This is a genomic window from Actinomadura kijaniata NBRC 14229, from assembly GCF_001552175.1.
Classification (GTDB): Bacteria; Actinomycetota; Actinomycetes; order Streptosporangiales; family Streptosporangiaceae; genus Spirillospora; species Spirillospora kijaniata.
Window position 1 is genome coordinate 1 of record NZ_BCQR01000127.1, and the last position, 7391, is coordinate 7391.

Annotated in this window: 8 protein-coding genes; 5 read left to right on the forward strand and 3 right to left on the reverse strand. The window is 73.1% G+C overall.

Annotated features, from left to right (window positions below; all coding sequences use genetic code 11):
- Both AKI01S_RS33325 and AKI01S_RS33330 read right to left on the reverse strand, forming a co-directional pair.
- On the reverse strand, window positions 1–572 hold a 572-nt coding region (locus tag AKI01S_RS33325; protein ID WP_169814058.1), incomplete at its 3' end, for an acyl-CoA dehydrogenase family protein.
- On the reverse strand, window positions 573–2216 hold the full coding sequence (locus tag AKI01S_RS33330; protein ID WP_067826709.1) for an AMP-binding protein: 1644 nt from the start codon (window positions 2214–2216) through the stop codon (window positions 573–575).
- Between the two features lie 174 nt (window positions 2217–2390).
- Here AKI01S_RS33330 and AKI01S_RS33335 point away from each other — a divergent pair, with 174 nt between their 5' ends.
- The 5 genes from AKI01S_RS33335 (at window position 2391) to AKI01S_RS33355 (ending at window position 6066) form a co-directional block, all read left to right on the forward strand.
- Window positions 2391–3020, forward strand: a complete 630-nt coding sequence (locus tag AKI01S_RS33335; RefSeq protein WP_084000495.1) for a TetR family transcriptional regulator — start codon at window positions 2391–2393, stop codon at window positions 3018–3020.
- Between the two features lie 216 nt (window positions 3021–3236).
- Complete coding sequence (locus AKI01S_RS33340) at window positions 3237–4676, forward strand: S1 family peptidase (RefSeq protein WP_067826696.1); 1440 nt, start codon at window positions 3237–3239, stop codon at window positions 4674–4676.
- Between the two features lie 109 nt (window positions 4677–4785).
- Window positions 4786–5211, forward strand: a complete 426-nt coding sequence (locus AKI01S_RS33345) for a PaaI family thioesterase (protein ID WP_067826699.1) — start codon at window positions 4786–4788, stop codon at window positions 5209–5211.
- Window positions 5212–5286: 75 nt separating this feature from the next.
- A complete protein-coding gene (locus AKI01S_RS33350) occupies window positions 5287–5739 on the forward strand; it encodes a MaoC family dehydratase (RefSeq protein WP_067826701.1) in 453 nt (150 codons plus the stop codon).
- A gap of 87 nt (window positions 5740–5826) precedes the next feature.
- A complete protein-coding gene (locus tag AKI01S_RS33355) occupies window positions 5827–6066 on the forward strand; it encodes a DUF397 domain-containing protein (RefSeq protein WP_067826703.1) in 240 nt (79 codons plus the stop codon).
- 114 nt (window positions 6067–6180) lie between these two features.
- On the opposite strand, the gene AKI01S_RS33360 is transcribed toward AKI01S_RS33355, so the two are convergent.
- Window positions 6181–7391: branched-chain amino acid ABC transporter substrate-binding protein (locus AKI01S_RS33360; protein WP_157420328.1), on the reverse strand; the 1211-nt coding region annotated here is incomplete at its 5' end.

Sequence of the window (7391 nt, forward strand, 5' to 3'; positions counted from 1 at the left end):
GCCGACGGCTGCGGGGTGATCTCCGCCGCGACCGGCTCGACCAGGAACACCCCGACGCCCTCGCCCTCCACCCGCGCGGGGACCAGGATGAGCGACGCCTGCTCGGCGTACGGCACGAACGTCTTGACGGCGTCCAGCACGTACCCGTCGCCGTCGCGGCGGGCGGTGGCGCGCGGGTCGCCGCCGGGCCCGACCTCGCGGTAGGCGCCGGTCAGGATCGCGTCGCCCTCGTTGAGCGGGGCCAGCAGGGCGCGCTGCTCCCCGGTGCCGTGCCGCGCGATCGGCAGCGCCGCCAGCGCGAGCGAGGCGTAGGCGGGCACGGGCGCGACGTGCGCGCCGACCTGCCGCAGGATCACCGTCAGCTCGACCGGGCCGAGTCCCGCGCCGCCGACCTCCTCGGGCAGCACGACGCCCAGCAGCCCGGCCTGCGCGAGGGCCTTCCAGACGGCGGCGTCGTACGGCGCGCCGGTCTTCTCGAACGCCTCCAGGCGGTCCGGCGCCGCCTCCCTCTTGAGCAGGTCGGCGGCGAGCCCCTGCAACTCCTGCTGGGTCTCGTCGAGGTTGAAGTCCACTCAGCCACTCCCTTCCAGGAGGTGAAGTCGGCCGCGTGCCGCGAACTCCTCGCGGATACGGGCCGCGTCTTGCGGGGTCAGCCGCCGGTAGGCCAGGTCCCGGCCGGGCCGCCACCACACCGGGTCGCCGGTCCGCCAGCCCTCGCGGGCCAGCAGCCGTTTGAGGATCTTGTTGGACGGGGTGGCGGGCAGGTCGGGCATGACCCGCACGTACCGGGGCGGCCACTTGGGGCCGAGGTCGGCGCGGTCGCGCAGGTAGGCGGCGAACGCGTCGGGGTCGAAACCGTCGGCGGCGAACGCGACCATCACCTGGTCGCCGGAGGCCGCGTCGGGGACGCCGTAGACGGCCAGCCCCCGGATGCCGGGGGACGCGTCGGCGAACCCGGCGAGGGCGCGTTCGACCTGGGCGGCCCCGAAGTTCTCGCCGTCCACGCGCAGCCGGTCGGAGGTGCGCCCGGCGAAGAAGACGTGGCCGCCGCCGTCGGCGTAGGCGAGGTCGCCGCTCCAGTACATGCCGTCGCGGATCCGGTCGGGGGCGTCCTCCTTGTAGTACCCGTCGAAGACGCCCATGTCGCGGGTGTTGACGAGTTCGCCGATCGCCTCGTCGCCGTTGAGCAGCCGCCCGGCCGCGTCGAACCGGGCGGGCGGGCACTCCCGGCCGGTGGCGGGGTCCAGGATCGCGATGCCCTCGGGGAGCCTGCCGAGCGCGCCGGGCGGGCCGAGCGGGTCGGGGCTCAGGTGGATGGCGGTCTCGGTGGAGCCGTAGGCGTCGATGACGAGGCAGCCGAACCGTTCGGCGAACGCCTTCTGCTCCAGCGGCGCGGCCTCGTTGCCGAACGCGACCTTCAGCGGGTTGTCGGCGTCGTCGCCCCCGGGCGGGGTGGCGACGACGTACGACAGCGCCTTGCCGACGTAGTGCAGGTACGTGCAGCCGTACCGGCGGACGTCGGGCAGCAGGCCGGAGGCGGAGAACCGGGAGCGGATCACCAGTTCGGCCCCGGCGTACAGCGCCGGTGCGAACGCCGCCATCAGCGCGCCGGAGTGGAACAGCGGCATCGGGCAGTACACGACGTCGTCGGTTCCGAGCAGCCGCGTTCCCAGGTTCTCCCCCGGCACGACCACCTTGCGGTGGGTGACGCGGACGGCGCGGGGCCGCCCGGAGGTGCCGGAGGTGAAGATGAGCATCATCAGGGTCTGCCCGGTGATGGCGGAGGTGTCGGGTGGGGGCGTGTTCTCGTGCGCGGCGAGCTCGTTCCGGTGTTCCCCGCTCGCTATGTCGACGACGCGCTGAGAGCCGATCTTCGCCGCGAGGTCGGCGTGGCGCTCCTGGGTGAGGATGAGGTCGCAGTCGGCGCGTTCGGCGTCCGCGGCCAGCTCGGCGGGGCCCCGGCTGGTGTTGAGGGCGACGACCACGTTCCCCGACAGGGCGGCCCCGCAGATGAGGAAGACCAGGTCGGGGACGTTGTCGAGCAGGACGCCGACGTGCAGGGGGCGGTCGCCTGGGCGCCGGGCGGCCATCCAGGCGGCCCGCGCGGCGGACTCGGCGACGACCTCGCGCCAGCTCCAGGCCCGCCCGTCGTCGGCGCACCGCAGCCCCGGCGCGGCGTCGGCGGCCCGTGCCTCCAGCAGTGCGGCCACGGTCACGGCGGTCACCTCCCGGCCGCAAAACTAGAACAGATTCTAGTCTGTGTCCAGAGTCATGATCGCCGCCGACCGGCCCTGCTCGCCCAAGTGCGGGTGACCCTGTCGACCCACCGTCGGCACCGCGTGGAGTCTCGTTCAGATAACACGTTCCTGTCAGGGCTGTAGGCTAGGCCCGTGAGCGCAGAGCCGACCGTGACCAAAGACCAGCCGTCCGGCGCCGGGGCACCCGCGGCGCAGGGCGCGCGTTCCCGCAGCCAGCACCAGCGCCGCAAGCGCATCGTGCAGGCCGCCGCCGCGCTCGCCTCGCGCGGCGGCGTCGAGGCGATGCAGATGCGCACCGTCGCCGAGCGCGCGGGCGTGGCGCTCGGCACGCTCTACCGGTACTTCCCGTCCAAGATGGACCTGGTCGTCGCGGTCGTCAGCGAGGAGCTCGACCTGCTGGAGGGCAGCATCGAACGCCGCCCGCCGCGCACCGACGACCCCCCGAAGCGCGCCGTGGAGGTGCTGATGCGCGCCACGCGGGGGCTGATGCGCGAACCGGAGCTGGCCGAGGCGCTGATCCGTTCGCTGCTGCTGTCGGACGTCAAGACCGACTTCGGCGACCGCATGACCGGCCTGCTGCTGCGCGCCGCCGTGGGCCCCGACACCGACGTGCCCGACGGGGACCCCCGCCGGGTGGTGGCCAAGGCGCTGTCCAGCGTCTGGACCATGGAGATGATCGAGATGCTGCGCGGCCACGCCACCGCCGACCAGGCGCAGGCCCGCCTGGAGACGGTGGCGGCGCGGCTGCTGCACGACTTCTAGTCCCGGTTCCCGTTCCGGCCGGCGCCGCGCAGCCGTGGAGCGCGGCGCCGTCGCCGGTCCGGACCGCCGCGTTCGCGCGTCCCTTCGACGCAGACGCAATCAACTCTGAAAAACAGCCACGAACCGATGCATTGTGGTGGCCCGACGCCGCTCGTACATTCCTGGCGCAGGACGACAGTCCCTCTCCCCTCCCCCACCACGGCACAGGAGAGTCACATGCCCCGCACCCCCCTGCTGCTGGGAGCCGCCGCGGCCGCGCTGGTCGCCGCGTCGGCGCTCCCGGCGCACGCGAGCCCCGCCGCCACCGCGGCCCCGGCCCGCGCGCAGGCCCCGACCGCGCCGGCACAACCGGACGACCGGGCCACCCGCATCCAGAAGGACCTCCGGCTGAAGCTCGGCGGCACGTTCGCCGGGGCCTACGTCACCGGGGGCAAGGTCGTCGTGGCGACGACCGACGCCGCCGAGACCGCGAAGATCCGCGCCGCCGGCGCGGAGCCCAAGGTGGTCGAGCGCACCGAACGGACCCTCGCCTCCGTCCAGGGCACCCTGAACAAGAACTCCCGCAGGGCGGCCAAGTCGGTCACCGCGTGGTACGTGGACACCGACACCAACACGGTGGTCGTGCAGGCGCGCTCCACCGCCGACGCCCGCGCGTTCGTGAAGGCCAGCGGCGTGGACGCCGACGCCGTCCGGATCGAGAGGTCCAGCGAGCGGCCCCGCCCGCTGTACGACCTGATCGGCGGCGAGCGCTACTGGACCCCGTCGGCCGGCTGCTCGATCGCGTTCTCGGTCACCGGCGGCTACGTGACCGCGGGCCACTGCGGGGACGTCGGCGAGACCACCAGCGGCGCCAACCAGGTGGCGCAGGGACGGTTCAGCCGGTCGTCGTTCCCCGGCAACGACTACGCCGTGGTCGACACCAACAGCCAGTGGACCCCGACCGCCAAGGTGAACCGCTGGGACGGCACCTACGAGACGGTGCAGGGCGCGACGCCCGCGCCGGTGGGCACGGCGGTGTGCCGTTCGGGCTCCACCACCAACACCCGGCTGTGGTGCGGCACGATCCAGCAGCTCAACGCCACCGTCAACTACGCCGAGGGCACCGTCACGGGCCTGATCCGCACCAACATCTGCGCCGACCCCGGCGACTCGGGCGGCGCGCTGATCACCCAGACCGGCGGCCAGGCGCAGGGCATCACCTCCGGCGGGTCGGGCACCTGCCGCGACGGCCAGGGCAGCGGCGACTCCACCTACTTCCAGCCGGTCACCGAGATCCTGGACATCATCCGCCCCGAGGGCCGCCAGCTGGTCACCGGCAGCGGCGGGCCCGGCCCGCAGCCCGGCTACTGCGACTCCTACGCCACCAAGGTCACCGGCTCCCTGACCAGCGGCGCCAACCAGTACCAGCCGAGCGGCGGCTACACCTCCTCGACCTCCGGCACGCACACCGCGTGCGTCGACGGCCCGGACGGCGTGGACTTCGACCTGTACCTGCAGAAGCAGTCCAGCAGCGGCACCTGGTCCACGGTCGCGCAGTCCACCAGCCCCGGCCCGGACGAGAAGGTCAGCTACAACGGCACGGCGGGCACCTACCGCCTGCGCATCCACGCCTACAGCGGCAACGGCTCCTACACGGCGGGCTACACCAAGCCGTGACGAGCCCCTGACAGACCAACCGCCCCCCGCCAGGGATCCCCGGCCGCGCTCCCAGGTCAAGCGGCCGGGGATCCCATCTTTGTCGGTGGGGCGTGCTTCACTGTCCGGCATGCGCGAAGGAGCCTTCTGGGACGTTCAGCACGGGCGGGTGCCGCCGCCTCCGGCCGCCGTCACCCTGGGGTGGGAGCTCGTCCATGTGGACCCCGACGCGGGCACCATCGACGTGGCCTTCGAGGCGGGTGAGCGCTTCCTCAACCCGGCGGGGGTGGTCCAGGGCGGTTTCCTGGCCGCGATGCTGGACGACACCCTGGGGCCCGCCCTGGTCGCCACGCTGCCGCCGGGCCGGTTCGCCCCCACGCTGAACCTCCAGGTCCAGTTCCTTCGCCCGGCCCGTCCCGGCCGCCTGCTGGGCCACGGCGAGGTGGTCAAGCGCGGCCGGGACATCTGCTTCCTGTCCGGCACCCTCAGCGACGCCGACGGGACCCTGCTGGCCACCGCCACCGCGACCGCCAAGATCCAGACACTCGCCCGCTGACACGAGGTTTCCGTGGTGGATCTTGTACCGGTCCGCCATTGCCCGGGCGGTGACCGGGCCGGGAGGGTCGTGGCCATGAGACGTTTCGCGAGTCTGGACGAGTTCGCCGCGGCCAAGGGGGAGCACCTCGGGTACAGCCCCTGGCGGGAGGTGACACAGCGGCGGGTCGACACCTTCGCCGACGCGACCGATGACCACCAGTGGATCCACGTGGACCCCGAACGCGCCGCCACCGGGCCGTTCGGGGGCACGATCGCCCACGGCTACCTCACGCTCTCGCTGGTCAGCGCCTTCATGCCGGAGATCTTCCACATCGACGGCCTGAAGATGGGCGTCAACGTCGGCCTCAACCGGGTCCGCTTCCCCTCCCCCGTCCGGACCGGGGCGCGGGTGCGCGGCGGGGCCGAGCTGCTGGACCTGAAGAACTCCCCGGCCGGGAGACTGTCCACGGTCCGCGTCACCGTCGAGGTCGAGGGCGGGCGGCGTCCCGCCTGCGTCGCCGACACGCTGTCGCTGTACGTCGCCTGAACGTCCGCCGACGGCGATCCGGCGTGGCGCGGCGCACCCGCGGCATTACGCTGGGGGCGACCAGTCGCGGACGAAGAGGGTGGGCGAGTGACCGACCAGCCGGAACCGATCATCACTGACGGCGTCATCATCGAGTTCATCGACGGCAAGGACGTCCCGGTGAACCACAAGGAGTTCGGCGAGCGCGCCGTCGTCATGCGCTCGGCCAAGGACGACGACGGTCCCAGGCTGTACTTCACCGAGGCCGAGTGGGACGCGTTCGTCGCCGGGGTGAAGGACGGCGAGTTCGACGACCTGCTGGAGGACGAGCCTCCGGCCCAGGTGTGACCTTCCCGGCGGGCCGCCGTCCGGTCACAGGACGACGGCCCGCGCGTTCGTCCGGCGGGACGCGCCGGGCGGCCGCTCCGGACCGGCGGACGTGGCCCTTCGCCGTTTCGGGGGCTAGCTGATCGAGGCTTTACCGGGATCGCCGAGCAGATTGATCACATTGCCGTTGACCTGGTAGACGTAGGCGACGCCGTCGATGATCTCGCCGTTGTCCCGGAAGCGGATGCGGGGGGTGACGCCGCCGGTGTAGTCCACGGTCGTCCGGAGCGCCACGTTGATCGCGTGGGGGGTGTCCTTGCGGGCGGCGATGGCGGACAGCAGGACCCCGGCCGCGTCGTAGCCCTCGGCGGCGTAGGAGGACGGCTTCCTTCCGTGGGTGTCGCGGTAGGCGGTGAGGAAGCGGTCGTACCTCTCGTCGCCGGTGGGGTGCTGCCGATCGGTGAGCAGGCAGGAGCAGGTGAAGACCGTGCCCTGGGCCTGCCGCTCCCCGGCGATGCGGATGAACTCCTCGTCCAGCGCCCCGTCCGACAGGTAGAAGCGGACGGTGACCCCGGCGGCGCGGGCCTGCTTCACCAGCGGGCCGGCGTCCGCGTAGGCCCCGCCGTAGAGGACGGCGTCGGGCCCGGCCTCCTTGATCTTCTTGACGGCGTCGGCGTGGTCGCTCCCCTTCCCGGTCCGCACGCGCGTCACCGTCGCCCCGACCAGCTCCAGCTTGGCGTGGGCGTGGTTCGCGACGGTCCTGGCGGCGTCCGTCTCGTCCTCCACCACGACGACCTTCTTCGCCCCGCCCTTCGTGACGGCGATCTCGGCGAGGGTGGTGGCCGCGACCTTGGCGTCCGGGACGATGGCGTGCCAGGTCTTCCAGCCCTGCTCCAGAAGGGTCGGGTTCGCGGCGGCGGGTGAGACGCTCGGGATCCTGGCCCGCTCCAGCACGGGGATGGCCCTGCGGCTCTCCTCGGTGAGGGAGGGGCCGATCACGGCGACCACCTTCCGCTCCACCGCCTGCCGCGCCGCCGCCTCCGCGAGCGCCGCGTCGCCCTTGGTGTCGTACTCGACCAGTTCGACCTTGATCGATGGATTCCTGCGGTTGTGCGCCTGGACGGCGACCTTCGCCCCGTCCCGCATGGCCGTTCCGAGCCGGGACAGGTCGAACACGCCCTTCGACAGCGGGCCGATGAACGCCACCCGCACGGTCTTGGCCGTCCCGCCGCCCGGTCCCTCACCCCCGGTGTCGCGCAGGGCCCACAGCGTCGGCGGCAGCGCGGTCACCAGCGCGGCGGCCAGCGCCGACAGCGCCACCACGCGCGTGCGGCGGCGCGGCGGCC

Coding starts and splice junctions, on each gene's coding strand:
- AKI01S_RS33350 (WP_067826701.1), top strand. CDS start 5,287: ATGAGACGTTTCGCGAGTCTGGACGAGTTCGCCGCGGCCAAGGGGGAG.
- AKI01S_RS33340 (WP_067826696.1), top strand. CDS start 3,237: ATGCCCCGCACCCCCCTGCTGCTGGGAGCCGCCGCGGCCGCGCTGGTC.
- AKI01S_RS33345 (WP_067826699.1), top strand. CDS start 4,786: ATGCGCGAAGGAGCCTTCTGGGACGTTCAGCACGGGCGGGTGCCGCCG.